Source organism: Acinetobacter sp. SwsAc6 (assembly GCF_013391565.1).
GTDB lineage: Bacteria > Pseudomonadota > Gammaproteobacteria > Pseudomonadales > Moraxellaceae > Acinetobacter > Acinetobacter cumulans.
Genome location: NZ_JACAXE010000020.1, coordinates 1 through 25,409 on the forward strand (window position 1 = coordinate 1; position 25,409 = coordinate 25,409).

Below are 25,409 nucleotides of genomic sequence, written 5' to 3' on the forward strand. Positions count from 1 at the left end.
AATCAGCGAAGAATTCAAAAGAGTTTGGATTTTAAAACGCCAAATCAAATAGCAGAGAACTTTTATCGGTTAGCTGCCTAGCATATCCCAAGTGAAAGTCTCCTGCTAATTCAGCACATATCATCACAGCCAATCACCCGTTTAGTGCATGGGATCAGATCTTCCCAGACAGCATGATGACGGTAGCGGCCATAGATCGGCTGATCCACCACGCGACAATTATAGAATTAGAAGGAGAAAGCTATCGAAAACAACATCAGTTAAAACAAGCTGGAAGTAGGAAAAATGAGAAAACCTAACCGGCCATCATAATTGACGCGAACCGGCCAAGATAGTTGACGCCGAACAATGATTGACGATCTAACGCTCCAGAACCAAATCAGGGATCTGGCTTTAGCGAGTCGGAGCGAACCGACCGATGGTTGGCGTACCGAAGAGCTTGACCCTAAGTTGTGGAACGGTTGGCGTAAAATGATTCAGGGGGACCGGCTAGAAATCGCTGAATACGATCTGACGGCTAAGGTTAGCCAAGGGGACTCTCCTAGTGACAAGCCCGGAGTGGTTGAAGGTCTAAAACAAAGAATAAGGGCTTACAACTTTAGTAAACAAAGGACGTCATCAATAGCAGTGATATAAAAAGTTATCTTTGCCGCCCCGATAAGGCTTTACGGGGCGACTAAGTCTCACCCAACCGACAATTCCGATAGTTTCAGAATAAGCTTTGAGTTTTCTAAGATTGGAATTACTACACCACAGCACGTACTCGAGATACTACAAATAGCTTTTTGGTAGGACCGATACCGAATAAATATCCATAATACATCAGGAGAAACTTTTTTTAATTTTCTGTAACCGGTCATAAATCAGTGGCGGATAATTTGCATGATATTCACCACACTCTGGGCAATGCTCTTGTTTTAGGTACGCTTGATTGTCGAGATCTTGATAAGGAAAAACGCTGAAGAGAAGTTCGTGCTGCATAAGCGTTTTATAAAAACTCTTATGATAAGGTGCAATCTCGCTGTCTTTGATTTTGTCGAAATATAGGTCAACGCTGTTCAAAATGCTCATAATTTCTTTAACCCCGTCGAACCTTAAAATGTCGTCATCTTTGTGAATATCAACATCTAAGCTCTCTAGATCCTCAATGAAACATTTAATCGCACGTCGAGAATACAGAAGGATCATTTGCGTCTTGCCATCAACGGTCTTTTCTTGATCGTAACTAAAATTTTTGATGTTTCTTTCGACGAACATATAAAGTTCGTGAAGTTGATCTAACTCGTGCCTTAGTTGCTCCTTCGTGTTTTCTTTTTCGATTTGCTGATGAAGGATTCTATTCGCATCAATCTGGGCTTTCAGCGCTAAAAACAGAACTACTGAACCTAGTATCTGTACGAATGGGTTCGAAATACCTCCAAAAGCATCTCCTATTTCGCCATAACCTTTCAAATATTGCAGCGGAAGAAGAGGTGCAAACAAAGGGATAAGCAGGCAAGCCGCACCACCAATGACTATGACCCAGAAAGCTATTTTGGTAACAGGAGAGTTATAGATATTCATTTTTACACCTTTTCAGAATTTTCTTTTCTGTACGCGCTAGGAGTTTTGCCAATTTTTTTCTTAAACAACTTTTGAAAGTGTTCATGTGCCGGATACCCAATGGCTTCACTCACTTCAGGAACAGATTTACCGGTTTCTTTAAGCAGCTGCTTCGCTTTTTCAAGCCGACAATAGGTTAAATAATCAAGAGGTGTCATGCCAGACAGTTTCTTAAACTTAACGCTGTAGTTCGTACGCGACATTCCAGCAATCTCAGCGAGATCGTCAAGACCCCATTTTTTATCGAGACTATGATGGATAGCTTCCAAGGATTTGCTGAGTTGCGGATCTTCGATCAATTTGAAAAATCCTACATTTTTGTTGGATTTGTACATGTGAATTCTTAACGCTTGCACGAAGATAATTTCGGTCAGCTTCCTGACTAGCGTGTTGCTTCCAGGAAGCCCTGATTTTGCTTCCTGCTCTATAATACTTAAAAGCATGGTAAGCCAAGGCGAGTGGGAGTTCTCAGTACTCTTGATATGCACGACGTTTGGCAGCGAATTTAAGAATGGATGATCGGGTCCGCCATCAAAACAAAAATGTCCGCAAACGACGTTTGCTTTGAGCTTGCTCTGATCACCATATTCCAGAACTTGAGTTTCAGTGAGGTTGGCCTTGGATCTAAATTCGACCGCGGGCTCGGCCTTGATTTTTGGTGCACTGGTCATGGTGTGCTCCATCCCTTTGAATAAAATCAAAATATCGCCTTGCTCCGCCAAAGCCTTAAGTTTAAGTTTTGGCACCTCGTACCAAAACTCGCCATGGGTCACGATGTGAAATCTCGCTAGATTCTCTTCCTGCGGGAGACTGATGCCCCAGTCTCCTGCAAATGATGTTCTATACCAGTAGCTACTAGTAAGCTCTACCTTATCTAAAATCTCACTGAGAACATCCATACTTAGCTCCTACGCAAACTGTCTAATAAGTCACATTATACGAACTACTGGGCATGTTATATCTATTATACATGCTGTAAAGTCAGTTTAATCAGTAAATAGATAAAAACCAAGGAGGCTTTATGAAACTAAATTATGTGATCGTTGCCGGAGGGTGTTTTTGGGGTCTCGAAGACCTCCTTAGGAGTCTGGACGGTGTGACGTCAACGAAGGTGGGCTACTCTGGCGGAGATTTTGATGATCCTACCTACGCCGATATTATAACAGGGAAAACGGGGCACGCCGAAGCGGTTCGCGTGGAATACGACCAAGACGAAATATCTCTCGAAGAGATTCTACATTACTTTTTCAAAATCCATGATCCGACTACGAAGAATCGCCAAGGAAATGATGTTGGCACTTCGTATCGCTCGGCAGCGTTCTATCGTGACGATGCACAGAAAGCGATTATCGAAAACGTGATTGATGAGGTCAATGAGATCGGTCGCTTCGAGAATCCCGTGGTCACGACGGTAGCCTTGGAAAAAGAGTTTTATGACGCTGAGGAGTATCACCAAAACTATTTGAAGAAGAATCCCCACGGGTACACGTGCCATTTTGAGAGAGATTAAACCATGAATCAAACGAAAGAGCTCTGTACACGACAAATTTCACAGAACCCTTATCCTATCAGGCTTCTGCCTTCTTAAAATTGCCAAAATTTCCTTAAACTCTTCTTTTTTCCCAAAACCAATTAAACGCTGAATCGCCATTTGAACATAGTCTAAACCATAGCGAAATAAACTCATTGAGAGTCGTCCATGCTTCTTTATTTTTATCACTTTTTTTTGATCATGTTGCCATTCACCTGTTAAATAGCACCAACAGAAACCGATAGCTAGCACTGCTATCAATTTCTTGACTCGTCTAGGGTCTGTTAAACGAGTATTTTCAAGATTAAACCCGCGTCCTTTGAGACAACTGAATAAGGTTTCAATTTCCCAGCGTAATGCATAATCCTGAATAGAATTGGCATTAAACTGAGGAGAAACGACGAGTAAAAGTTCTCCATTTTCTAACTGTAGTGCACTTATATATAGTTTCACTCGACCAACCAAAATCCGTCGTTTACGACATTCAATTTGACCAACTTGAAGATGGCGAAATAAATCACTGATTTTATGATTCTTTCCTAAATGATTGGTGACAATAAAGTTTTTTTAACACGAATGCAGAAGTTGATGTCTTGTTCAATTAACCATGTAAACCACTGCTCACCGATAAACTCTCTGTCTGCGAACACATTCACAATACGGTCTTTACCAAAAATGGAGATAAAGCGTTGAATCAAAGCAATACGCTCTTTTGTATCTGAATTTCCACGTTTATTAAGTAATGTCCAAACGATAGGTATCGCTATTCCACGATAAACGATCGCGAGCATCAGGATATTAATATTTCGTTTTCCCCATTTCCAATTGGTTCTATCTAAAGTCAGTTGCACTTTGTCGAATGAAAATATATTGAAAATCAACTGAGAAATTTGACGATAATCGAAATACTGACCTGCAAAGAAGCGCTGCATACGTCGATAAAATGATTGTGGTAAGCACTTGATGGGCAAGGCTTTAGATGCAGAAGAAAGATTACATGTTTGCTTTAAAATAATCACAAGCATGATGAGCGCAAAGCACTTTAAATGTGACTTGTTCCATTTTAGATATTTGTTTAAGATAAGATATAACTCATTGAGATGTGTCATAGTATTCGTCGTTAGAAAACAATTATTGTGACATTATTTCAATGAGTTATCTATTTTTGTCGTGTACAGAGACGAAAGAGGAAAAAATGAAAGAACTTAAGAACGTTGTCATCTACACAAAAGACCATTGTCCGTTTAGTAAACGCGTGAAGGAGTACTTAACTTCTGAAAAAGTTGATTTTAAACAAATTCGCGTGGATGACGATCCCAAGACTTATGATGAGTTGAAGAAAAAAACCAACCTTCAAACTGTTCCGCAAGTTTTTGTGGATGGAAAATTCATTGGTAGCGCGACTGACTTCTTCGCGTGGATTGATAGCTAAAGAACAAACCCAAAAATAAAGGAGCAAATTTATGTTCAACTGGGAAAGCATTAACAACTATCTCGATAACGGCACTCCCGCTCCTCCTAGAAAAGTAGAAAAGAGCGAGGAAGAGTGGAAAAAAATTCTGACACCCGCTCAATTTAATGTCATGCGGAAGAAAGGCACCGAGCGCCCTCACACTGGGGAACTCTGTTCATTTTATGAGGCAGGACGGTATGCCTGCGCGGGCTGCGACACTGAACTGTTTGATTCGAACGTTAAGTTTGATTCGGGAACAGGTTGGCCGAGTTTTTCTGAGCCCGTCGCCGACAACGTAATTCAATATGAACTGGACACGACTTACGGACGAAGAATCGAAGTGCTATGCAATGTGTGCGAAGCCCACTTAGGGCACGTTTTTCCAGATGGTCCTGAGCCCTCTGGGGCTCGATTCTGCATCAACTCGGAGTCGTTGAAGTTTGTAGAGTAATTTTAGAAAATGGAGGGGGTCGTGGGGATTAAGCTGTTCGGTCATAAGGACTGCCACAAAACCAAGATTTACCAGTCGTACTTGAAAGAAAAAGGAATCGAGTTTGATTTTTTAGATGTTCACGAAGACGACGCGGCAGCTGATGAACTGCGATCCCTTTATACTACTGGAAAGTTAAATTTCCCGACAATACTGGTTGGGACAAAGAAGCTGAGAAACCCCAAGTTCAAGGATCTCGACAAGTGGTTGGAAGCTTCGATGAAATAACGAGATCTTTTTTTTGAGGATTGTAATTAGCTTAGTAAGGATACAGATCAATGATTATAGCAGTTTTCCGCAGTCGTGTTGCCAAGGAGCACGGTGGGGAGTTTGAAAGAAGATACGCCGAGATGTCCGCGCTTGTCGAAGCCATTCCTGGTTACGGAAGCCATGAGCGGTTTTCTTCTCCTAACGGTGAAGATGTTCTAATTGTCGAGTTCCTTACCAGAGAAGCTTTCGATGCTTGGGATAAGCATCCCGAACACAAAAAAGCCAAGATGCTTGGCAAAGACTACATTTTTGAATCGTACGACGTGAAGGTCGGAGAAGTTTTTGAACGGCACACAAAGCCGGAGGTGAAATTATGAAAACGAGAAACGTTTATATCGTAGGTGGAGCTCGGATTCCATTTATGAAATCTATGACCGCATATCGAGACGTCTCAAGTGAAGAACTAATGACGGCGAGCCTAAAGAGTTTAGTTGATAGATATAACTTGGAAGGAAAAACTGTGGGCGATGTAGCCTTAGGAGCTGTCATGCACAGCTCGGCTAACTGGAATTTGGCTCGTGAAGTCGTTCAATCCTCCGGTTTGCATCCAAACACTCCGGCATATAACGTGCAACGTGCTTGCGGAACGAGCTTGGAAAATACGATTCAGATTGCTCACAAAATTTCTAGCCACCAAATTGAAAGTGGCATTGCGGGCGGTGTTGATAGCAACAGCGATTTGCCCATTATGGTTAGTCGAACTTTCGCAAGAAAATTGATTGCGTTGAATTCTGCCAGAACGCTTGGTGAGAAAGTAAAAATCATTTTAGGAATTAAACCTAGCGATCTAAAGCCAGTGTTGCCCGCAGTGGTTGAGCCACGCACCGGAAAATCAATGGGTGAGCATTGCGAACTCATGGTTAAAGAGTGGAATATTTCTCGCCAAGAGCAAGATGAGTTAGCGCTGGCAAGTCACAGAAATGCAGCTCAAGCATATAAAGATGGGTTTTATGATGATCTCGTCTTTCCATTCCAAGGAAATAAGACCGATGGAATTTTGCGTGCTGATACAACTTTGGAAAAATTGTCGAAGTTAAAACCTGTTTTTGATAAATCAGAAAAAGGGACTTTGACGGCGGGAAATTCAAGCTCGCTCACAGATGGCTCATCCACCGTTCTTTTGGCTTCCGAAGAAGAGGCTAAAAAGAATAATTGGCCGCTGTTGGCCAAGATTGTGGATTCTCATACTTCTGCCGTGGATTACGTCGCTGGCGAAGGTTTGCTCATGGCTCCAACTGTGGCGGTCAGTGAATTATTGAAGCGAAACGGCTTAAAGCTTCAGGATTTTGATTTTTACGAAATTCACGAGGCGTTCGCTGGACAAGTGCTCTGCACGATGAAGGCGTGGGAGTCTGCTGAATACTGCAAAACACGTTTGGGACGATCAGAGCCTCTCGGAAAAATTGACCGCTCGAAGCTAAATGTCCGTGGAAGTAGCATTGCCCTTGGGCATCCGTTTGCGGCTACTGGCGCTAAGATCGTCGGAGTTTTAGCAAAGATACTGCACTCAGCTGGTCCTGGAAAACGTGGCCTTATCGTCGTTTGCACGGCGGGAGGAATGGGAGTGGCTACAATTCTTGAAAGTTAGGAGAAAAATATGTCGGATCTAAAAATGAATAAAGAAGACGGTGTTGAAAGCTATGAATTTGCAACCCCTGAAGCAATCGAAGAAGCATTGAAAATCGGGAAGCTTAGTCAAACGGTTTTCGGCATGGGTTGCTTTTGGGGACCGGATTCTAATTTTGGAGGGACGCAGGGAGTAGTGCAAACACGTGTTGGCTACGCTGGAGCATCAACTCTGGATCCGAGTTACCGCAACATCAACGGACACGCCGAAGTCGTCAGAGTGATCTACGATAAAGACCAAATCAGCTACAGGGAACTTCTTGGAAGTTTTGAATCATGGTCTGTTCATGGTAGAAAGCAGGGCCAGTATCGCCAGATACTTTTTGTTTTTGATCTGGAGCAAAAACAAGTAGCTGAAGAACTGATTCAAGCGATTGGAAAGGAGAAATCTCCCGAGGTGATTGAGGCCGGAGAACAAAATGGTTATTTTTGGCCCGCCGAAGATTACCATCAAAAGCATCGTCTTCGCAGAAACAAACAGCTTGTAAGTCTTGCAGAAGTAGATTTCGGTCCTCGCTGGGATGAACATCTGTATTTTACTAAATTAAATAGTACCGATAGAAAAGGCTTCAGTCTCTCAAGCTGGCTAAAAAAGTTGTCTCCGGAAATGCAGAAAGCTTACCGAATCGGTTAATCTGAAATTGCAGCTGGCTAAAGAACTCTATTTTCTATATGTAAAGAATGTGACGATCTCCTTCACATGGAGTCCAAGAGAGCATAAAAAATCTGTGTAAGTCGCATTACCCATGTATTTGAAAGGAATAAATAATGCCAATATCAGACCAGCTTATCGACCGAAGCAAGACCTCAGTTTTTATGAGGTCTTGAGATCAGCGCAGCATGAACAGATCTCTTACAGTGTGGCGAACACACTGGTTTGATTGCGGCCTTGGGTTTTAGCTTTGTATAACATCTGATCGGCGACTTCGAGCAACTGCTTTTTGTCGTCAAATAAATCAGCGCTGGCCAAACCTATGCTGACCGTTAATTGTCGTAATAACCACTCATGGTTAGCCACTACCAGCCTTAACTTTTCCAGTGTTTTATTTGCGGACGCTGTGTCTGTGCCTGGCAGGATCAGCACAAACTCTTCACCACCATAACGGGCGAAAAAGTCATAGTTCCTGCTATGGCGCTGAAACAGAGCCGCGACTTGACTCAGTGCCTCATCTCCTGCGGCATGACCATAGCTGTCGTTAAAACTCTTAAAGTGATCAATATCAATCAATGCCAGTACAAAAGATTGTCCTGTTCTTTGCCAGCGAGCAAATTCAGCTTCAAACTTGAGGTCAAAAGCTCTTCTGTTGTTCACCCCTGTCAGCGCATCCGTCATGCTGGTATTATGTAATTGTTCGCCGACTTTTTTCAGCTCCAGTATGGCGATCACTTGTCTGGACAGAGCCTGCAAAGAGCTTATCTGCCGCTGGTTCAGCTGCTTAGGAACATGATCATAGACACAAATAGTACCAATCACTGCACCTTCGGGATCAATCAGCGGCGAGCCAGCATAAAATCGGTAGCCAGGTCCTGAAATCACCATAGCATTGGTACTGAATCTGTGATCTAAAGTAGCGTCAGGGACCACCATTACCGCATCAGGTGTTTCCATTGCATACACGCAAAAGGACTCTTTAATTAATACAGAGGTACGCGAAATACCAACTTTTGCAATTAGATTCAGCTTTGTGTCATCGGTTCGCGTCACCATAGCCACTGGTGCATCACAGATATAACACGCCAGTTCAGTGATATCCCGCAGGTTCTGATCTGCTTCAGCAGGTGCTTTTAGTGTGGTTTCTGCACTAGCTGTTTGAGCTAAACTAAAGGTCATGTACTTCTCCGTTTTTCTACTGCATTTTTCAAAGATCCTGCATAGAAAAATGAATTAAATCGTTGATTTAACTCTAGCATAGATCTGTCAGACTTGAAGTTATCTCTGTAGCAATGGTATTGTTTTGTACAATATTCGCCTGCTTGATTTGAGTTTTAGCTGTATTTATAAACTTTTGGCTTTTCCGGTCGCAGGCTCTATAATTTGCTCGTTTAAATCCAACTCTTCGTCTAACGTCATCTATTTAGTGTGCATGCGGCCTCCGGAGCATTTTCCGTGGCTTATTTTACCGAAGCATCGGGATTGCTAAATAGAGCTGAACGCTGTAATGCGCTTTCGAACTGAGCTTTCCGTAACTTCGGCATTAGTTCATGTACCTTGCTTACTGGATGTTGGTTGACGCGCAGCAGCACGTCCGTCAGATAATCGTAAACGTTAATAGCAGTGTTGACCTTGCTTTGAATGACGCCAACATGCTTAGCACCAAGCTCCGTTCAGCAGAATCACAGCCAGTTTTTCAGTTATCCCAAGTGTCACTCTCAGATTAAAGGCCGCCATACCGGATGTAGTGCCAACAAGAAAACTAAAACACAACTTCGCTGATCATCGCTGAGTGTTTATAAATCGTCTCCCATCACCGGTATCGATAAGCAGATAAGCCTGGTTATGCCATTAGCAGTTCTTGAAGCATTCCTGCTTTCAATGTCGTCAACGTGATCACGATTTGAGTTGAGATAACGACTCTGTTGCTGAAGACTCTCAGTTAATTGCCACTCACCAGATTCAAGAACAGCACCCGCTAACTCGGCACATACTGTTGCAAAACCATAAAGCGCTTGATTATCGCGGGTAAAACGCAGCGGCATCGTCTGGCCTTTTACAAGAAGGGACCATTCCAAAACTCTGTACTTACCTTTTAATCGGTTACTGACAAAAATAGTTATACTTGTACCGCTGGCGCCAACAACTAAAAAGCTCGTGATAGCTAGTCCTATCAGAGACCATAACTCTGGTTTCCCACTTAGTAACAGTGGATTAGGCAAATGACTCCTCAAAACGAGATCAGCACCAAGGGTCAGCGCTGTTTTATACACTGCTTGTTCTAATAATGGAGTTGCATTGACCAGTGACGCAACAGCATCACAACTATAAGGTTCTAGAACTGCCGTAGCTCTCAACCATTCTGTTTCATGGGCAATCGCCAACAAATTTGACCAAATTCGAACCAGTGCCGCTATATGAATGGAGTTTTCATCAGTCAGGACGGTTTGATTAAGCTGCTTATCCAGTTCCTGATGCCAGTATTGGTATTGGCTTGTCAAAAGTACAAACAACTCAGATTGAAGCAACTTATTATTAGTTACCGGTCTTATCCTATTTGACATCTCATTGAATAGTTGTATAAATTTTTTGTCTGCTTGTTGCTCACGCTTTAGCAGATCTTGCTGTTGTTGAAGCATCTGTAAATCGTATTCAATGGCCTGCTTAAAAAGTGTGAGTAAGGAACAGTGTTGTGATGCCCGATCTGGGCTTGAAAAGTCCAACATACACAAAGTACCGAAAGTTTTTCCGCTAGGCCAAAGCAATGGCAGGCCATAGTAATAACTAAAGCCTGCTGCAAATGTTGGGTTATTGTTTTCATATCGGGTACCGATTGCATTTTCAACTAGTAATGGCTGGTTACTGGAAATGACTTGGGAACAATAAGTGTTAAGTGCCAATGGAACAGGTTCACCGCAATAAAAAGTTGGTACTGACACACTGCCAACAGCCTGACAAATTTCGTTTTTATCTAATCGATTAATCAGCACACAAGGCACTTCCGCGACTTGAGCCATCGAGTTTACAATGCCTTGCCAGCGCTCTAGGAGCAGAGCGGTTTCTATGCTCAAATCTACTGCCATTTGTTCCCTCAGTATTTAAATAGTCCCCTTTTGCATCATTCGATCTTGTTTATCTCAGAGTATCAAACAGGAAACAAAGTGATTGATGTCAATCAGGGAATTAGCAGCATTGATGCATTAAGCGGCGCACATACACTCTAAGTAAAGTGCTTAAGTCTGATTATGGCAAGAAATTGTTACTTTGTCAGGGATAGTCAACACTTTATTAGCGAGAGACTTGCTTGGCTGACATTTAAGACAAATCGCGAGATTCCAAATCTGCCACCAACAGTCGGAACTGAGTAACTCACTTGAGCTTTAAAAAGTAAAGCATTGAAATATTTATGGTATTTATACATCCTACCTAGCTCACAGCAGAGTTTAGCATCGTGCATTAATATGACCTTACACTAAAAATACGTACTAGTTGACGTCTATCAAACTCGTTTACGAGATAGTGTAGTGGTCGACAAATTTTGGCCACATCGTTATTGCCTAATAACCGATGCTCTCTTTAAATGCGAAATGAGTAGTGCACGCATTTTTAGCCTTTTGGCAAAACGTTGATGTCTCGAAATTTTCAAGCGCTGTGCCTTGTTTATTTTCAGAAACGTCTGCTTTCAGTGAGTTCCTGATGCTCGGGCGCTCTAAATTATGGGTATAGACAATCTGATTTGCCCTATATTTGCAGTTTTTCGTGAACCCTTAATTTCACAACTCTTTTAATCTGATATCCAAAGTCTGCATCCATACATAGCCCCTACGTAAACTGTCTAATAAGTCACATTATACGAACTATTGAGCATGTTATATCTATTTTACATGCTGTAAATTCAGTTCCATTAGTAAATAGATAAAAACCAAGGAGGCTTTATGAAAAATAAATAATGTGATCGTTGCCGGAGGGTGTTTTTGGAGTCTCGAAGACCTCCTTAGAAATCAGGACGGCGTGACGTCAACGAAGGTGTGTAGTGGCACTGAAATGGCGACTGCGCAAGACGTGAAGATGAGCTGTCTGATAGCAACGGATTATCAAGCAGAACCTTCTTAAATACAATTTATTCCACGCCAATACAGCGTGCTGTCTTTCAAATCACTAGGAGAAATTTATGTCACGTTTGAACACCCCTACCACAATCGACGCCGCGCCTACTGCTACCCATACCTCACTCAAGGCTGTGGAAAAACAACTGGGCCGCGTTCCTAACATGTTCCGCGTCGTTGCCAACAGCCCTGCTGCGCTGACTGGCTACCTGCAATTGAGCGCAGCATCAGCACAGGGCGGCTTGGGTACAGCGACTCTTGAGCGTATTGCCCTAGCCGTCGCTGAGATCAACGGCTGCGATTATTGCCTTGCTGCCCATTCCTTCCTAGGCCGTAAGGTGGCCAAGCTTGATGATGCTGAACTCACTGCCAACCGCAGCGGTGCATCAAATGACCCTAAGGCCGACGCAGCCGTGCGTTTTGCTGCCGCCGTAGTCCGCCAGCGCGGGCAAGTCAGCAATGACCAGGTCCAAGCGGTGCTGAACGCTGGCTACAGTGATGCACATGTAGTGGATATTCTGTTGGCTGTTGCCCTGAACACTTTCACTAACTACGTTAACGAAGTGACACAGACCGAGGTCGACTTCCCGGCCGTTCAACCACTAGGCATTGATGTCTAATCCATTGGTGCTCAACTACAGCAATTACCTAAGTTAGGTTCGACTCGAGTAAACATATAGTTTTTCTCAAGAGTCATATCATTTTAGTGGGCTACATAGAGTGAGTCCACATGGCTAAAAATAATTGGAGATATAAGATGACTATTCCCGAAATTGAAAATGGTGTCCAGACTACCAATACCCTTAGTAATAATCTCGGTGCAAAAATCACTAAGTTTGGTATAGGTGGCATCTACGTTGCCATGACGATAATATATTTGTGGTTTGGTGGCATGAAATTCACTAGCTACGAAGCAAACGGTATACATGGTTTTGTTAGTAATAGCCCTCTGCTTTCGTGGATGTATAGCTTCCTCAGCATTCAAGGATTCTCAAATTTTCTGGGTGTGCTTGAAATTTCAGTTGGCCTGTTAATCGCTGCACGAGTTTTCTCCCCTAAGCTCGCAATCTTGGGCGGTGTACTTTCAACCGGACTCTTTTTTACGACATTGTCGTTCATGCTGACTACACCCGGTGTTTTTGAGGCATCTCTTGGGTTTCCTGCGATCTCTGTGGTTCCTGGCCAGTTTTTGCTAAAAGATTTAGGCTTGTTTGTCGTGTCTATATTTATCGTAGGTACATCACTTACAGCACTGGAGCACAAAAACAAATAAGCCTCACCCGAAACAACTATAAGTTAGATGGCTCCTAAACACATTAGAGAGCCTTTATTTTTATCTTTTAAGTGCTTCAAGTACGTGCCTTACTAGAGGCTGTTGATCTTTGAGTGAAAAATGAACGGCATAGCAACAAGGTATAATGGTTTCGCCAAAAATCAAAAATACCACCGAGAACGGACGTTGCTATGCCAAGGACAATGCTAACAGATAACGCCTAGGAAGCCCTAAAGCAAATACTTAAAGAGACAGGGCGTGTTTACAATAAATATGAACACCGAAATACACTGGAAGGCATACTTTATCGTATGCGCACAGGCATTCAGTGGCGAGATTTGCCTGAAAGATTCGGTCGTTGGAACTCTGTATTTAAGCGCTTTAACCTTTGGTCAAAGAAAGGTGTGTTACAAAAATGGTTTCAAAGCATATCGTCCGATAATGATCCAGAATGGTTGTTTATTGATGGAAGTATTGTCAAAGCGCATCAAGACAGTAGCGGAGCCGCAAGCAGTTCAGATGAAGCGATAGGAAAAAGTCGGGGTGGGAGTTCTACAAAAATTCATCTCGCTGTAGATAGCGGTGGGCTTCCCGTTTATTTTGAAATATCGGGTGGTCAGATAAATGACATTGGTTATGTGAAAAAAACCGATGCAGAAACCCAGGTACTGTTTGAATTTATCGCGCATCGATATGAAAGCGGTAGCCTGATCATCACAGCCAATCACCCGTTTAGTGCATGGGATCAGATCTTCCCAGACAGCATGATGACGGTAGCGGCCATAGATCGGCTGATCCACCACGCGACAATTATAGAATTAGAAGGAGAAAGCTATCGAAAACAACATCAGTTAAAACAAGCTGGAAGTAGGAAAAATGAGAAAACCTAACCGGCCATCATAATTGACGCGAACCGGCCAAGATAGTTGACGCCGAACATGTCAGAATTATCTATAAAAATTGGGAAATTAATCCGTAATAAAAGAATAGAGTTAAACATGACTCAAGAGTTCTTGGCCCTACAGTGCTCTATAGATAGGAGCTACATGGGAAGAATTGAGCGTGGGGAAGTAAATCTAACTGTCGAAAAACTATATGAGATTGCAAAAATATTGAAGATTCATCCTCAACACTTATTACCGAACTTTTAGAAAATTAATTATTTAACAAAAGGTTATAAATTAAATAAAAAACGTAGATAATCTACTGTAATTTTAATTGACATAGTACTATCAGCAACATAATATGCTATTTAGCTGGTTTGAATAGATGTTCTACTGCAAAAAATAAGGATGACAGGTGGCCGCCTGTCATCGAGTTCAAAACCATTAACACGACTAAATATTAGGAGTTCAGAACAAATGAAAGTATATCAGATCAATTATGACCTGCGTAAACAACGTAACTATGATGAGCTTTATGAAAAAATTAGGTCTCTAGGCAATTGGTGTCATCCACTGGAGTCATGTTGGTTAATTGTCTCTGAAAAAACACCATCACAAATTGCAGAGGAATTATTCAAAGTCATGGATGGTAATGATGGCTTATTAGTGACTCGCTTACAAAATGAGGCAGCTTGGTACAACCTTGATTCAAAGGGAATGAAAGATGTTACTACTTGGCTTAAAGAAAACTTAGGCAAAGCTTCTTAAATATGTGAGCCAAGGATGGCTCAATCCCTTTCTGAGTAAATATTTATGGCAAAGTTAAAGAGATTCTTAAAACTGAGCGACCTTACAGAGATTCGTACAGGCTTTACATTTCGAGAAAAGATCGAGGAAGTTGAGTCTGGCAATGCCCACGTATTGCAGATCAAAGACATTCGTAACATAGCAACGGATACATGTAGTTATACGCTTTTTGCAGATGCTTTACCGCAAATTGATTGGCAAGGTAAAGATAACGCAATCGTGTCGCCTGAGTCTGTGTTGCTGCCCTGTCGTGGAGAGTATCTCAAGGCACATTATTTTGTAGGCAATCAAGATCAATCAAAAGCATTACCCTTAATTGTGAGTAGCCAGTTTTTGATAATAATGCCAAATCAAAATGTAGTGCCTGAATACTTATGCTGGTACTTAAACCAACCTCATGTGCAATACGAGTTACGGAAAGAAAGTCAGGGCTCTAAGATGCCAATGCTTAGCGTATCTACAGTCAACCAGTTTGAAGTTGAAATCCCTAGCTTGGATATTCAGCAACGCATAATCGAATTAAACCGTATTTGGGAGCAAGAGCAGATCTTGACCCAACAATTACTTAAAAATCGTGAACAAATGATGATGGGCATGTTTAAACAACTGCTCCAAGGAAACAAATAATGGTTACTCAAATCAACCAAGATACCGTCAATAAAGCCCTTTGGTCGGCATGTGATGTATTCCGTGGCACGGTGAGTGCAGATACCTATAAAGACTATATTTTGACAATGCTGTTCTTAAAGTACATCTCTGATGTATGGCAAGACCACTACGACAATTATAAAAACGAATATGGTGATGAACCTGAACTGATTGAAGAAATGATGAAAAATGAGCGTTTTGTACTGCCTCGTGAATCTAATTTCTATACCTTGCTTGAGCATCGTTTTGAGCCCGGCAATGGTGAACGTATTGATATGGCTTTACATGCACTTGAAGAAGCCAATGGTACAAAGCTGAAAGATGTAGGCAAAAGTGTTTTCCAAGATATCTCGTTTAATACCGATAAATTGGGTGAAGAAAAGCAAAAAAATACGATTCTAAAAGATCTTTTAGAAGTATTTGCTGTGCCTGATTTAGATTTAAAACCAAGCCGTGTGGGTTCACTTGATGTGATTGGTAACGGTTATGAGTTTTTGATTAAAAACTTTGCTGCGAGTGGTGGTCAAAAGGCAGGTGAATTCTATACGCCACCTGAAGTATCGGACTTAATTGCGGAGTTACTTGATCCACAAAAAGGCGACAGCATTTGTGACCCTGCCTGTGGTTCTGGTTCACTGTTGATGAAGTGTGGTCGTAAAGTTGTAGCGAATCACGATAGCAAAGAATATGCACTTTATGGGCAAGAAGCGATTGGTTCAACTTGGTCATTAGCCAAGATGAACATGTTCTTGCATGGTGAAGATAACCACAAAATTGAGTGGGGAGATACCATTCGTAATCCAAAGTTATTGGATAAAAATGGCGACTTGATGTTATTTGATATTGTGACTGCAAACCCGCCATTCTCATTAGATAAATGGGGTTATGAGCAAGCTGAAAATGATAAGTTTGATCGTTTCCGTCGTGGTTTGCCGCCAAAGACCAAAGGTGATTATGCCTTTATCTCTCACATGATTGAGACGCTAAAACCTGTTACGGGTCGTATGGGCGTTGTGGTTCCACATGGCGTGTTATTCCGTGGCTCATCTGAAGGTAAGATTCGTGAGAAGTTGATTAACGAGAACTTATTAGATGCGGTGATTGGTTTACCTGAAAAGCTGTTCTACGGTACGGGTATTCCTGCTGCGATTTTAATTTTCAAAAAGCAAAAGTCTGATGATTCTGTTTTGTTTATTGATGCAAGCCGTGAGTTTAAGTCAGGTAAAAATCAAAACAATTTAACTGAAGAGAATATTGCCAAGATTATTGCAACCTATCGTGCTCGTGAAAGTATTGATAAGTATGCGTATTTAGCGACTTTGCAGGAAGTGAAAGACAACGATTACAACCTGAATATTCCTCGTTATGTGGATACTTTTGAAGAGGAAGAAGAGATTGATTTGGTTGCTGTACGTGCTGAGCGTGAGCAATTAAAGACTCAACTTGCTGAGCTTGAAGTTCAAATAGCAAAGTATTTAGAGGAGTTGGGTTATGGTGCCTAAAGAATGGAAAATTAAGACTATAGGTGATATTGCAACAGTATCCTCTGGAGGAACTCCAAGCAGAAAAGAACAAGCATATTGGAATGGTGATATTCCATGGGTAACAACGGCTGAAGTTCAGTTTAAAACTATTTTAGATAGTGCTGAAAAAATTACTAAAGAAGGTTTAACAAATTCTTCTGCCAAGCTATTTCCAATAAATACCATTTTAATGGCAATGTATGGGCAAGGTAAGACTAGAGGGCAAGTTGCAAAGTTAGGGATTGAAGCTTCTACGAATCAGGCTTGTGCTGCAATTATTCTATCTTCTGATTATTGCGTAGATTACTACTATCAATTTTTGATCTACCAATATGAAAACATTCGAGATATGTCGAATAGTGGTAGTCAGGAAAATTTGAGTGGATCAATTGTCAAATCAATTCCTGTACTTGTACCTCCTTATTTTGAGCAGGAAAAAATCGCCCAAATCCTTTCAACTTGGGATCAAGCAATTTCGGCTACTGAAAAACTGATTGAAAATAGCCAACAGCAGAAAAAAGCGTTAATGCAACAGTTGTTGACGGGTAAGAAGCGTTTGTTAGATGAAAATGGGGTTAATTTTAGCGAAGGGTGGAATGAGTATTCACTTGGAAATCTAGGAAATACTTTTACAGGGCTGACGGGTAAAACTAAAGATGATTTTGGAAGTGGTGTTCCATACATCACTTACATGAATATCTTCAAAAATAGTCGAATTGATATTAATCAAGTCGATTACGTGGTTGTTAAAGAAGATGAAAATCAGAACTCTGTAAGGTATGGAGATATATTTTTTACAACATCTTCCGAAACTGCTGAAGAAGTTGGTATGTCATCAGTTTTATTGGAAGAAGTAGAAAGACTATATCTTAACTCCTTTTGTTTTGGTTTTAGATTGAATAATTTTAAAGTTTTACTTCCTCAGTTTGCAGCTTATATTCTGCGCAGCAGTAATATTAGAAAGCAAATATCGATTCTTGGGCAAGGTGCAACACGTTACAACTTGTCTAAAAATCAATTAATGAAGTTAATATTAAAATTGCCAACGATTGCAGAGCAAAAAAAGATTGCCGAAATTCTAACGCTTTCAGATCAAGAAATTAAAACCTTGCAGAAAAAACTTGATTACTTAAAGCAAGAGAAAAAAGCACTCATGCAACAACTTTTGACAGGTAAAAAACGTGTCAAGGTGGCTGCCTAATGCTGCAAATCAATCCTAGCTACTACCGCATTATGGCGGGTGCAAAGTCTGTATTTGCTCAAGAGTTTCTAGAAGGCGGCTTTATTGCCGCCAACTGGAACATTGACCAAGACTTAACACATGACTTACCTGATGATTGGCGTGAGTTTAATCACCGTTTTATTCCTGTCTATCTTGAAGCCTTACCTGATAAAACCAAAATTTCAGCAGGCTTAGCCTGTGGCATGTTACACACCATCTGCAAAGGCATTAAACAGGGTGACATTATCCTTACACCTCGTGGGGATGGTCATTACTTAGTTGGTAAAGTCATTTCAGACTATTACTACGTGCCTTCTGGTGAACTAAGCCATCGTAGAAAAGTCGAATGGTTTGAACAAACTTTACCTAGAGAACTGATGTCTCAAGAGCTAAAGAACTCATCGGGATCAGTCGGTACAGTTTGTAATCTAACCAAGTATGCAGAAGAGCTTAAATCGCTCATTAATGGCAAAGAAACGGTTGAGCATCTCGAACCTGATGAAGTGGTCGAAGACCCCGCCGCTTTTGCTTTAGAAAAGCATTTAGAACATTTCTTGGTAGAGAATTGGTCTAAAACTGAGTTGGGTGCAACATACAACATCTATACCGAAGATGGTCAATTGGTTGGTCAGCAGTATCCATCGGATACTGGTCCTATCGACATTTTGGCAATCAGTAAGGATAAAAAGACCTTGCTTGTTGTGGAGCTAAAGCGTGGTCGAGCAAGTGATCGTGTTGTAGGGCAAATTCAACGCTATATGGGCTATGTCAAAGATGAGTTGGCTGAGGCGGATCAGCAAGTTAAGGGTGTCATCATCGCACTAGAAGATGACTTAAAAATTCGTCGTGCTTTGAGTGTGGCTCAGAATATTGAGTTTTATCGTTATCAGTTGAGTTTTAAGCTGCTTAAGCACTAGATTTGCTTAAAATTAAAGGGGGGGTTTTTGAAAAAGTATTTGAAATTTAATATGTTGGTGCTATTTTTTGATTTTCTTTATAAAGAAAATGTAACACCACAAATACGTATATTCTTATTGAATTTACAAAAGCATCTTGCAATTTCGGCTATGGGTAAGCATAATATGTTTAACAACACCCACAGCGCCTCTGATTTAAGCGTACCAGTGTGGGTTTTTTTATGACTAAAACTTTTTCAAAAGACCCAAAAACATACCCAGAATTATTACAAAAGTTAGAATCTGATGGTCTAAAGATTACAGATCAGACAGCTGCACTACGCCACCTTAAACAGATCAGCTATTACCGATTAAAAGGCTATGGACTGGCTTTTCGACAATATGATGAAACTGGCAAAAGGTTAAGTACATATCAGCCTAATGTTGAGTTAGTTACTTTAATTCATATGAGTATGATTGATGCTGAATTACGTAGTCTGATTTTAGCGGCAATAGACCGTATTGAAGTCGAAGTAAGAAATGTTATTAATCATGAATTATCGATTAAGTATAATAGCTCTCATTGGTTCTTAGATGAAAATTTGTTCCAAAGCTCTGATCAATTTAAACATCAAGATTTTTTGGGCAAGATTAAGCAATTTACTGCTAAAAAAGCAGATGCTGGTAGTGAAAAAGAAAAGCTCAGAGAAACTTTCATACATCATTATTATCAGGCTTATGACACACCAGAATACCCGCCATGTTGGATGATTGCTGAGGTTTTACCTTTAGGCTCATGGTCTAAGTTATATGAGCATTTGGTGCAGAGTAAAGATCGTAAACAGGTTTCAAAACAGTTTGACTTGTCACCAGAGTTATTGGAGTCATGGTTACATGCGCTGACCTACTTACGCAATGTCTGTGCGCATCAAGGGCGTTTATTTAACAGAACATTTGCCTTTCCGCCTAAACAGGGTAAAAAAGCTCCTCTAAAGACCCAGCATCAACTCTATAATTATATCTGTATTTTATTCCTGTTCTTAAAGGAGTTTAATCATGAATATGATTGGTTAGAGCGCATTGAAGCAGTATTAAAGAAATGTCCAAATGAATTATTGAAATTTTATGGTTTTGATGAAAATTGGTTAGAGAAAGATGAAGACTATTGGATGAACTAAACCAAAATTTAGGAATCTCATAAAGTTATTTAAACAAAGTACAAGATAAAGTCATTTTAGGGTGAATGCGTGAATATTTATAATCCAAGGTTTCAAGAAGAATATAGTGGAAAGATTCCTGCTCTAACCTTGTTGACTAACTTAGGATGGTCATTCTTATCCCCATCACAGGCACTCGCTGCTCGTGATGGTAAACAAGACCAAGTGGTATTACGCCAAATTTTACGTAAAGAGCTCTCTAAACGTACTTTTCCATTTGCGGGTCAAGAATATCCACTTTCAGCAAAGTCGGTAGACAACTTAATTGCTGAAATCTGTAGCCCAGCTTTGAATGAGGGGCTACTGACCGCTAACGAAAAAATGTATAACCATTTGTTCTACGGTATTCCAGTAACTGAATTTGTAAATGGAAAAAAAGTTAGCCCAACGATTCCATTGATTGATTGGCATAACATCCATAATAATGACTTTTCATATACAGAAGAATTTGCTGTAACACGTTCAGGTGGAGTAGATACACGTAGACCCGATATCATTTGCTTTGTAAATGGTATTCCTTTAGTTGTGATTGAAGCAAAACGCCCTGACAGTCAGGCAAAGAAAGGTCCAACAATTAATGAAGGTATTTCTCAGACACTTCGTAATCAGCGACCTGATGAAATTCCACATCTGTTTGCATATAGCCAACTGATACTCTCTATAAATGGGCATGAAGGTCGTTACGGCACATGTAATACCCCTGCAAAATTTTGGGCTGCATGGCGAGAAGAAGATATTTCTGATGCAGAAATGTATGCGCTTAAAAATAAGAAATTAAGTGCTTCTCAAAAACAGAGCCTATTTTCTTATCGTCCAGTTGATGACTTAAATTGGTATGAAAACCTAATTGCAGGTGGAGACTTAGCTGTTACAGGTCAAGATCAACTGCTGATTAGTCTATTAAAGCCTGAACGCCTACTTGAAATGGTTCGCCTATATACGCTTTTCGATAAGAAAGCAGGAAAAATTGTTGCTCGTTATCAGCAAATCTTTGGTATCAAACGACTTATTGAGCGTATTAGTACGAAGAACAGCAAAGGTGGTCGTGAAGGTGGTGTGATTTGGCATACAACAGGCTCAGGTAAATCTTTTACTATGGTCTTTCTCAGTAAAGCCATGATCTTACATGAAACTTTAAAAAAATGCCGTATTTTGGTTGTCACTGACCGTGTCGATTTAGAAGATCAACTGAGTAAAACCTTTGTATCAGGTGGTGAACTGGCAGGAAAAAAAGACAAGCAAAATGCCATGGCGACTTCAGGCAAACGCTTGGCTGAACAAATTGGTAAGGGTACAGAACGAATCATGTTCTCTTTGATTCAGAAGTTTAATTCTGCAACCAAGCTTCCTGAATGTGTTAACACAAGTTCAGACTTCATTGTCCTGATTGATGAAGGGCATCGAAGCCAAGGTGGTGAAAACCATGTACGTATGAAACTCGCACTGCCAAATGCGGCATTCGTGGCATTTACAGGTACACCATTGCTTAAAGATGAAAAGACCGTTAACAAGTTTGGACCTATTGTTCATGCTTATACAATGCAAAGAGCCGTAGAAGATAAAACCGTAACGCCTTTGCTATATGAAGAGCGCATTCCTGATTTAGATGTAAATGAACGTGCTATTGATACATGGTTTGAGCGCATTACAGAAGGTTTAAATGATCAGCAAAAATCAGATTTAAAACGTAAATTTGCGAGAAAAGGTCAGCTTTATACTGCTGATGACCGTATTCGCCTGATTGCGTTAGATATTGCTAATCACTTTGTGAAAAATATTGATGATGGTTTAAAAGGACAGCTTGCTTGTGACAGTAAGGCTTCAGCGATTAAGTATAAAAAGTACTTGGATGAAGCAGGCTTGTTTGAGTCTGCTGTGGTGATGAGCCCACCTGATAGTCGTGAAGGGAATACTGATGTTGATGAATCCACTACCCCTGAAGTTACGCAGTGGTGGAAAGAGAATGTCGGCACTCAGGATGAGCAAGCCTATACCAAACAAGTAATTGAGCGTTTTGAAAAAGATGATTCTCTCAAATTGCTGATTGTGGTGGATAAGCTCTTAACAGGTTTTGATGAACCTAAAAATGCTGTTCTTTATATTGATAAAAATTTAAAACAGCACAATCTGATTCAAGCAATTGCGCGTGTAAACCGACTTCATCCGATGAAAAAGTTTGGTTTATTGATTGACTATCGAGGTATTTTAAAAGAATTGGATGCCACAATTCTTGATTACCAAGATCTCGCTGCTCGTACCCAAGGTGGCTATGATATTAATGATCTTACAGGCTTGTATACGCAAATGAGCTCTGAATACAAACGTTTACCTCGTTTGTATAAAGCGCTATGGGCAATTTTTGCTGATGTCAAAAATAAAAATGATCCAGAGCAGTTGCGCCAAGTTTTAGTCCCACGCATTGAAGAGCGTGAGGGTGAGTTGGTTGATATTCACTTGAAAGTACGTGATGATTTTTATGAAGCACTTACAGAATTTGCTAGTTGTTTAAAAGTTGCATTGCAGTCAGCAACCTTCTTTGAAGATAAAAGCTTTTCTGATGCAGATCGTCAGCACTACAAAGAAACAGTCAAACTATTTACAAGCTTGCGTCAGATTGTGAAACGAGATGCTGGAGAGACTATTGACTATGATCAGTATGCTGAGCAAGTCAAAAAACTTCTTGATAAGCATGTTGTGGGTATTGAGGTAAAAGACCCTGATGGAGTCTATGAAGTCGGCAAGATGGGCAAAATGGCGCAACCCGAAGATTGGAGTGAAGAGAAAACACGTAATGAAACGGATATCATCAAAACTCGTGTAACGAAGATGATTGAACAGCAATTGCGTGATGATCCTTATGCTCAGGAGGCTTTCTCTAAACTGTTACGTCAAGTCATTGAAGAAGCAGAGAAAGAATTTGATCATCCATTGAAGCAACACATGCTGTTTAAAGAGTTTGAAGAGCAAGTTGAGGCTCGTCGTTTAGATGAAATTCCTGATGTGTTCAGTGGTAATAAGCATGCTCAAGCTTATTATGGTGTATTCAAGAAACTATTACCTGAAGCATTCTCGATAACAGATCAACAGAATCAAGATAAGTGGATTGAACTCGCTTTCGAGGTTGATCGTTCTGTCATGAGCTCTGTGGCTGAAAACTCCATCAATCCACAAAATATTGAAGCGGATATCCGTAAAAAACTATTACCTCAGATGTTCCGTGAATGTAAATCCATTGGGAGTGGTATGGATCAAGCCAAAAAAATTGTGGAAATGATCGTACAAATTACGCGGGTCGGTTTGAATGGGCTCTAGGATGAATACGCTGCCAGAGAGAAAGTTAAGCATTGCTTATGGTGATGAAGTTATTGATTTTGAAGTGCTTGAAAGTCCTAGTCGTACTCAAAAGATAGTGATTAAAGTCTATGCTGATTGTCGGGTTGTTGTATCAATACCCTTAAATACAGATGAGAAAATAATCATTGAAGCGGTAAAGCAGCGTAGTCGTTGGATCTATAAACAATTACGAGGGTTCCGTGAACAAAGCAGATTTATCACGCCTCGCCAATATAAAAGTGGTGAAAGCCACTTTTATTTGGGTAAACAGTATCAATTGAAAGTGATTCATGATGATACCAAGCCAAGAGGTGTAAAACTTCTGAGGGGAAGATTGGAGGTAAATACCTTAGATGTGGACATCGAAAGTATTAAATCTCACTTAAATGAATGGTATAGGTCCCGAGCAAAAGTCATATTCGAAGCACGTTTGCAACATATTCTAGAACAAGCTTTATGGGTTGAAAATTACCCTGATATTCGTTTGATGACCATGCGAACACAGTGGGGAAACTGCTCCCCATCAGGTTTACTTACGCTCAATCCTCATCTAGTTAAAGCGCCTACAATCTGCATTGATTATGTGATTCTGCATGAACTTTGTCATTTGGTTGAACATAATCATAGTGAGCGTTTCTACCAACTATTGAATCAAGTTATGCCTGATTGGGAGGTAGTGAAAGAGAGATTAGATAACATGGCTGTGAAGTTTTTTGATATTTTATAACAAGTTTGTTTCAGCGGTGGAAATTCGGTAAGGGGGAACTCTTCCATATAATTTATAAACTGATTAAGGTATGTGGCATAAGTGAGCTTAAATTTAAAATATTGTAATTACAAAACAGCAACTTATACATAAAATATCAATGAATGGCTTTTCAGGAAGTTTGTGCAATGTAAGCCTATCGTAAGCTATAAAAAGGGAAATTTAATATCTCCCTTATAGATTACAAATATGAAAGCTGTATTTGAGATGCAAAAAAAAGCTTTTGCTCTAATTCCTCATTCCACAGTCCTTCATCTTCCATACCTTGTTTTATATTTTTGAATATATCATCAGATAAGGTAACAGTAGATGATATAGCTGAATATTGAGCTTGAGGTAAGCATTCATTCAATAAACCTTTCATAGTATTGATCAGTTTATTTCGCCAAATAGTTGTTCGTTTTGATTTATATTGCTCAAATTGATCTTCGGCAACGGAAAGAAGTTCTTGTATTTTTTCACCAATATCAAAACGAACTTGTACCCACGAATTTCACTTGCTAATGGTGAATTTTTTACAAACTCATACAGGGCGTGTTATGTAATTATTTGAAGTTAATTGCTAGTCATGGTTTATTGCCGGCATATATAATGAAATATTAATTAATTGCTTATGTTATCGTAGGGTTGGGTTGATATGCCTATTTTATGAGCGAATTAAAAGAAGGACGGCAATGATCGATGAAGACTATTTCAAATACAGAGAAGCCAATTTATTAGCTCAATGGGATAAAAAACTTGCCACGGTACTAAAAATTCAAGAACTTGAGGCAGAACTCAAAGAATTTAGCTATATCCAAACATGTCGCAAAGATAAAAATACAGCAAGCTATGCACGTTTAGAACGTAGTATAGAAGGGTTTAGAAACCGCATAGCCCGCTTAAAAAAACAACTTTATACGACCTAATCATCATTTTTAACAAAGCAGTGTTAGTACACTAAAATGATTGAATAGCTTAGGTCAATCACTGAACTTTAGTCAGATGTTTAGATGTTCTCACCTCGAATCACTTGCTAGTATCTCGAGAGAAAATTCTATTTGTATTTATTACTGTTTTTAGAAAACTATCAGTGTAAATTTACGGTCAAAATAGCCATAGATCTTTTAT

28 protein-coding genes and 1 pseudogene are annotated in these 25,409 nt (G+C 40.3%); 23 read left to right on the plus strand and 6 right to left on the minus strand.

Going from position 1 to position 25,409, the window contains the following annotated elements; genetic code table 11:
• Positions 1-119: 119 nt before the first annotated feature.
• Positions 120-299: pseudogene (locus HYG93_RS12855) on the plus strand (ATP-binding protein); the annotation flags it as partial.
• A gap of 523 nt (positions 300-822) precedes the next feature.
• On the opposite strand, the gene HYG93_RS12860 reads toward HYG93_RS12855, so the two are convergent.
• Positions 823-1,563, minus strand: coding sequence for a hypothetical protein (locus tag HYG93_RS12860; protein WP_087528568.1), 741 nt, complete (start codon positions 1,561-1,563; stop codon positions 823-825).
• 2 nt (positions 1,564-1,565) lie between these two features.
• Entirely contained in the window at positions 1,566-2,501 is a 936-nt protein-coding gene (locus HYG93_RS12865; RefSeq protein WP_087528567.1) for an AraC family transcriptional regulator, read from the minus strand.
• A gap of 122 nt (positions 2,502-2,623) precedes the next feature.
• On the opposite strand from HYG93_RS12865, the gene msrA reads away from it, so the two are divergent.
• A complete protein-coding gene (gene msrA, locus HYG93_RS12870) occupies positions 2,624-3,112 on the plus strand; it encodes a peptide-methionine (S)-S-oxide reductase MsrA (RefSeq protein WP_087528566.1) in 489 nt (162 codons plus the stop codon).
• A gap of 39 nt (positions 3,113-3,151) precedes the next feature.
• Here the strand turns inward: msrA and HYG93_RS12875 are convergent.
• A protein-coding gene (locus tag HYG93_RS12875) for an IS4 family transposase (RefSeq protein WP_103800267.1) occupies positions 3,152-4,242 on the minus strand; the annotation gives its coding sequence in 2 pieces (ribosomal slippage) (positions 3,152-3,702 and positions 3,702-4,242; 1,092 coding nt in all).
• An 86-nt stretch (positions 4,243-4,328) separates the two neighbouring features.
• On the opposite strand from HYG93_RS12875, the gene HYG93_RS12880 reads away from it, so the two are divergent.
• Genes HYG93_RS12880 through HYG93_RS12905 form a run of 6 tightly spaced genes read left to right on the plus strand, consistent with a single transcriptional unit; the run spans position 4,329 to position 7,606 of the window.
• A complete protein-coding gene (locus HYG93_RS12880) occupies positions 4,329-4,565 on the plus strand; it encodes a glutaredoxin (RefSeq protein WP_009499586.1) in 237 nt (78 codons plus the stop codon).
• Positions 4,566-4,596: 31 nt separating this feature from the next.
• Positions 4,597-5,037, plus strand: coding sequence for a peptide-methionine (R)-S-oxide reductase MsrB (msrB, locus tag HYG93_RS12885; RefSeq protein ID WP_000483554.1), 441 nt, complete (start codon positions 4,597-4,599; stop codon positions 5,035-5,037).
• A gap of 21 nt (positions 5,038-5,058) precedes the next feature.
• Positions 5,059-5,304, plus strand: a complete 246-nt coding sequence (locus tag HYG93_RS12890; protein ID WP_025467194.1) for a glutaredoxin family protein — start codon at positions 5,059-5,061, stop codon at positions 5,302-5,304.
• A 50-nt stretch (positions 5,305-5,354) separates the two neighbouring features.
• Positions 5,355-5,663 carry an antibiotic biosynthesis monooxygenase gene (locus tag HYG93_RS12895; RefSeq protein ID WP_002122973.1) on the plus strand — a complete coding sequence of 103 codons (309 nt, stop codon included), beginning with the start codon at positions 5,355-5,357 and terminating at the stop codon, positions 5,661-5,663.
• Complete coding sequence (locus HYG93_RS12900) at positions 5,660-6,934, plus strand: acetyl-CoA C-acetyltransferase (protein WP_000857678.1); 1,275 nt, start codon at positions 5,660-5,662, stop codon at positions 6,932-6,934. Before HYG93_RS12895 ends, HYG93_RS12900 begins: the two co-directional genes overlap by 4 nt.
• Positions 6,935-6,943: 9 nt before the next feature.
• Positions 6,944-7,606 (plus strand): peptide-methionine (S)-S-oxide reductase, encoded by a 663-nt coding sequence (locus HYG93_RS12905; protein ID WP_001281573.1) that lies wholly within the window; start codon positions 6,944-6,946, stop codon positions 7,604-7,606.
• 219 nt (positions 7,607-7,825) lie between these two features.
• Here the strand turns inward: HYG93_RS12905 and HYG93_RS12910 are convergent, their stop codons facing one another.
• On the minus strand, positions 7,826-8,803 hold the full coding sequence (locus tag HYG93_RS12910) for a sensor domain-containing diguanylate cyclase (protein WP_002119794.1): 978 nt from the start codon (positions 8,801-8,803) through the stop codon (positions 7,826-7,828).
• Positions 8,804-9,174: 371 nt separating this feature from the next.
• Here HYG93_RS12910 and HYG93_RS19685 point away from each other — a divergent pair, with 371 nt between their 5' ends.
• Entirely contained in the window at positions 9,175-9,351 is a 177-nt protein-coding gene (locus HYG93_RS19685) for a hypothetical protein (protein WP_153310265.1), read from the plus strand.
• Between the two features lie 69 nt (positions 9,352-9,420).
• On the opposite strand, the gene HYG93_RS12920 is transcribed toward HYG93_RS19685, so the two are convergent.
• Entirely contained in the window at positions 9,421-10,707 is a 1,287-nt protein-coding gene (locus tag HYG93_RS12920) for a GAF domain-containing protein (protein WP_000257537.1), read from the minus strand.
• 868 nt (positions 10,708-11,575) lie between these two features.
• On the opposite strand from HYG93_RS12920, the gene HYG93_RS19445 reads away from it, so the two are divergent.
• The 13 genes from HYG93_RS19445 to HYG93_RS12990 all read left to right on the plus strand — a co-directional run bounded on the left by HYG93_RS19445 (position 11,576) and on the right by HYG93_RS12990 (position 24,260).
• Positions 11,576-11,737, plus strand: coding sequence for a peptide-methionine (S)-S-oxide reductase (locus tag HYG93_RS19445; RefSeq protein ID WP_223290059.1), 162 nt, complete (start codon positions 11,576-11,578; stop codon positions 11,735-11,737).
• Between the two features lie 58 nt (positions 11,738-11,795).
• Positions 11,796-12,350 (plus strand): carboxymuconolactone decarboxylase family protein, encoded by a 555-nt coding sequence (locus HYG93_RS12930; protein ID WP_000088799.1) that lies wholly within the window; start codon positions 11,796-11,798, stop codon positions 12,348-12,350.
• A gap of 137 nt (positions 12,351-12,487) precedes the next feature.
• Positions 12,488-13,003 carry a YkgB family protein gene (locus HYG93_RS12935; protein WP_004911234.1) on the plus strand — a complete coding sequence of 172 codons (516 nt, stop codon included), beginning with the start codon at positions 12,488-12,490 and terminating at the stop codon, positions 13,001-13,003.
• A 239-nt stretch (positions 13,004-13,242) separates the two neighbouring features.
• Positions 13,243-13,893 (plus strand): IS5 family transposase, encoded by a 651-nt coding sequence (locus HYG93_RS19245; RefSeq protein WP_198114842.1) that lies wholly within the window; start codon positions 13,243-13,245, stop codon positions 13,891-13,893.
• Positions 13,894-13,941: 48 nt separating this feature from the next.
• Positions 13,942-14,154: a helix-turn-helix domain-containing protein gene (locus tag HYG93_RS12950; protein ID WP_057081898.1), complete on the plus strand. Its 213-nt coding sequence runs from the start codon at positions 13,942-13,944 to the stop codon at positions 14,152-14,154.
• 210 nt (positions 14,155-14,364) lie between these two features.
• Complete coding sequence (locus HYG93_RS12955) at positions 14,365-14,655, plus strand: hypothetical protein (protein ID WP_057081899.1); 291 nt, start codon at positions 14,365-14,367, stop codon at positions 14,653-14,655.
• A gap of 45 nt (positions 14,656-14,700) precedes the next feature.
• Positions 14,701-15,321 carry a restriction endonuclease subunit S gene (locus HYG93_RS12960; RefSeq protein ID WP_057104322.1) on the plus strand — a complete coding sequence of 207 codons (621 nt, stop codon included), beginning with the start codon at positions 14,701-14,703 and terminating at the stop codon, positions 15,319-15,321.
• A complete protein-coding gene (locus tag HYG93_RS12965) occupies positions 15,321-16,844 on the plus strand; it encodes a type I restriction-modification system subunit M (protein WP_120364880.1) in 1,524 nt (507 codons plus the stop codon). The genes HYG93_RS12960 and HYG93_RS12965 overlap by 1 nt, the downstream gene beginning before the upstream one ends.
• On the plus strand, positions 16,834-18,066 hold the full coding sequence (locus HYG93_RS12970; RefSeq protein ID WP_120364881.1) for a restriction endonuclease subunit S: 1,233 nt from the start codon (positions 16,834-16,836) through the stop codon (positions 18,064-18,066). The genes HYG93_RS12965 and HYG93_RS12970 overlap by 11 nt, the downstream gene beginning before the upstream one ends.
• Complete coding sequence (locus HYG93_RS12975) at positions 18,066-19,004, plus strand: endonuclease NucS domain-containing protein (protein ID WP_120364882.1); 939 nt, start codon at positions 18,066-18,068, stop codon at positions 19,002-19,004. Before HYG93_RS12970 ends, HYG93_RS12975 begins: the two co-directional genes overlap by 1 nt.
• Before the next feature lie 221 nt (positions 19,005-19,225).
• Positions 19,226-20,161 carry an Abi family protein gene (locus HYG93_RS12980; RefSeq protein ID WP_079281686.1) on the plus strand — a complete coding sequence of 312 codons (936 nt, stop codon included), beginning with the start codon at positions 19,226-19,228 and terminating at the stop codon, positions 20,159-20,161.
• 69 nt (positions 20,162-20,230) lie between these two features.
• Entirely contained in the window at positions 20,231-23,512 is a 3,282-nt protein-coding gene (locus tag HYG93_RS12985; protein WP_120364883.1) for a type I restriction endonuclease subunit R, read from the plus strand.
• Between the two features lies 1 nt (position 23,513).
• Positions 23,514-24,260: a M48 family metallopeptidase gene (locus HYG93_RS12990; protein ID WP_120364884.1), complete on the plus strand. Its 747-nt coding sequence runs from the start codon at positions 23,514-23,516 to the stop codon at positions 24,258-24,260.
• 220 nt (positions 24,261-24,480) lie between these two features.
• Here HYG93_RS12990 and HYG93_RS12995 read toward each other — a convergent pair whose 3' ends face one another.
• Positions 24,481-24,663, minus strand: coding sequence for a hypothetical protein (locus HYG93_RS12995; RefSeq protein WP_057081906.1), 183 nt, complete (start codon positions 24,661-24,663; stop codon positions 24,481-24,483).
• A 310-nt stretch (positions 24,664-24,973) separates the two neighbouring features.
• On the opposite strand from HYG93_RS12995, the gene HYG93_RS13000 reads away from it, so the two are divergent.
• A complete protein-coding gene (locus HYG93_RS13000) occupies positions 24,974-25,207 on the plus strand; it encodes a hypothetical protein (RefSeq protein ID WP_057081907.1) in 234 nt (77 codons plus the stop codon).
• Positions 25,208-25,409: the final 202 nt, after the last annotated feature.

Excerpts from the sequence above, each read along its gene's own strand:
- HYG93_RS12960 (WP_057104322.1), top strand. The coding sequence starts at position 14,701 with ATGGCAAAGTTAAAGAGATTCTTAAAACTGAGCGACCTTACAGAGATT.
- HYG93_RS12995 (WP_057081906.1), bottom strand. The coding sequence starts at position 24,663 with ATGAAAGGTTTATTGAATGAATGCTTACCTCAAGCTCAATATTCAGCT.
- HYG93_RS12895 (WP_002122973.1), top strand. The coding sequence starts at position 5,355 with ATGATTATAGCAGTTTTCCGCAGTCGTGTTGCCAAGGAGCACGGTGGG.
- msrA (WP_087528566.1), top strand. The coding sequence starts at position 2,624 with ATGAAACTAAATTATGTGATCGTTGCCGGAGGGTGTTTTTGGGGTCTC.
- HYG93_RS12965 (WP_120364880.1), top strand. The coding sequence starts at position 15,321 with ATGGTTACTCAAATCAACCAAGATACCGTCAATAAAGCCCTTTGGTCG.
- HYG93_RS12975 (WP_120364882.1), top strand. The coding sequence starts at position 18,066 with ATGCTGCAAATCAATCCTAGCTACTACCGCATTATGGCGGGTGCAAAG.
- HYG93_RS12970 (WP_120364881.1), top strand. The coding sequence starts at position 16,834 with ATGGTGCCTAAAGAATGGAAAATTAAGACTATAGGTGATATTGCAACA.
- HYG93_RS12935 (WP_004911234.1), top strand. The coding sequence starts at position 12,488 with ATGACTATTCCCGAAATTGAAAATGGTGTCCAGACTACCAATACCCTT.
- HYG93_RS12880 (WP_009499586.1), top strand. The coding sequence starts at position 4,329 with ATGAAAGAACTTAAGAACGTTGTCATCTACACAAAAGACCATTGTCCG.
- HYG93_RS12930 (WP_000088799.1), top strand. The coding sequence starts at position 11,796 with ATGTCACGTTTGAACACCCCTACCACAATCGACGCCGCGCCTACTGCT.
- HYG93_RS12980 (WP_079281686.1), top strand. The coding sequence starts at position 19,226 with ATGACTAAAACTTTTTCAAAAGACCCAAAAACATACCCAGAATTATTA.
- HYG93_RS12900 (WP_000857678.1), top strand. The coding sequence starts at position 5,660 with ATGAAAACGAGAAACGTTTATATCGTAGGTGGAGCTCGGATTCCATTT.
- HYG93_RS13000 (WP_057081907.1), top strand. The coding sequence starts at position 24,974 with ATGATCGATGAAGACTATTTCAAATACAGAGAAGCCAATTTATTAGCT.
- HYG93_RS19685 (WP_153310265.1), top strand. The coding sequence starts at position 9,175 with ATGTACCTTGCTTACTGGATGTTGGTTGACGCGCAGCAGCACGTCCGT.
- HYG93_RS12865 (WP_087528567.1), bottom strand. The coding sequence starts at position 2,501 with ATGGATGTTCTCAGTGAGATTTTAGATAAGGTAGAGCTTACTAGTAGC.
- HYG93_RS12990 (WP_120364884.1), top strand. The coding sequence starts at position 23,514 with ATGAATACGCTGCCAGAGAGAAAGTTAAGCATTGCTTATGGTGATGAA.
- msrB (WP_000483554.1), top strand. The coding sequence starts at position 4,597 with ATGTTCAACTGGGAAAGCATTAACAACTATCTCGATAACGGCACTCCC.
- HYG93_RS12955 (WP_057081899.1), top strand. The coding sequence starts at position 14,365 with ATGAAAGTATATCAGATCAATTATGACCTGCGTAAACAACGTAACTAT.
- HYG93_RS12950 (WP_057081898.1), top strand. The coding sequence starts at position 13,942 with ATGTCAGAATTATCTATAAAAATTGGGAAATTAATCCGTAATAAAAGA.
- HYG93_RS12910 (WP_002119794.1), bottom strand. The coding sequence starts at position 8,803 with ATGACCTTTAGTTTAGCTCAAACAGCTAGTGCAGAAACCACACTAAAA.
- HYG93_RS12860 (WP_087528568.1), bottom strand. The coding sequence starts at position 1,563 with ATGAATATCTATAACTCTCCTGTTACCAAAATAGCTTTCTGGGTCATA.
- HYG93_RS12905 (WP_001281573.1), top strand. The coding sequence starts at position 6,944 with ATGTCGGATCTAAAAATGAATAAAGAAGACGGTGTTGAAAGCTATGAA.
- HYG93_RS12920 (WP_000257537.1), bottom strand. The coding sequence starts at position 10,707 with ATGGCAGTAGATTTGAGCATAGAAACCGCTCTGCTCCTAGAGCGCTGG.